A 509-nucleotide genomic window follows, 5' to 3' on the forward strand; every position below is an offset into this window, starting at 1 on the left:
TTGCCCTGCCGCATCAGCACGCGATCGTCCGGCCCGACCAGCACGCAACCGAAGGGATGGTGCCCATGCGCCGCCGTGTCGCGCGCGACGGCATCGGCGGACCGCAGGTGGGCGAGCATCTGATCGCGGGTCATGGCAAGATCCTGTCATGCCGACATCCACCGATGAGCGGCTGAGCGAGATTGGTGCCAACGGACGCGAGTGGCAAGAGCCAACTTTTGCTTGAGACCTTTGCCTCGGGATATCAGACCTTTGCCCTGCAATCGCCGGCCGGTCTTGGCGTCGAACAGATGAGCACAGGCGCGGCAAAGCGGAAAGCCGGCTGAAAAGGCCATCCTCGCCGAGCTTCTCGAAGGAGTTCGGCGGCGCGAAAATGCGAACAGCGTCAGACGGAAGGCTCCCCGAACACCAGCGAAACATTCCCTCCGGCATGGCGCTCGAGGCGGCCGGCGAGGTCGAGTTCCAGCAGCACCATGAACACCTGGGCCGGGTGCAGGCGGGTGTGGCGG

General features: G+C 65.0%; 1 pseudogene. It reads right to left on the reverse strand.

Annotated elements, in window-relative coordinates:
• Positions 1-385: 385 nt before the first annotated feature.
• Positions 386-509 (reverse strand): annotated as a pseudogene (locus tag EN906_RS36685) (DNA-protecting protein DprA); the annotation flags it as partial.

Origin of the sequence: Mesorhizobium sp. M7A.F.Ca.CA.004.06.1.1 (genome assembly GCF_003999135.1) — a bacterium.
Classification (GTDB): Bacteria; Pseudomonadota; Alphaproteobacteria; order Rhizobiales; family Rhizobiaceae; genus Mesorhizobium.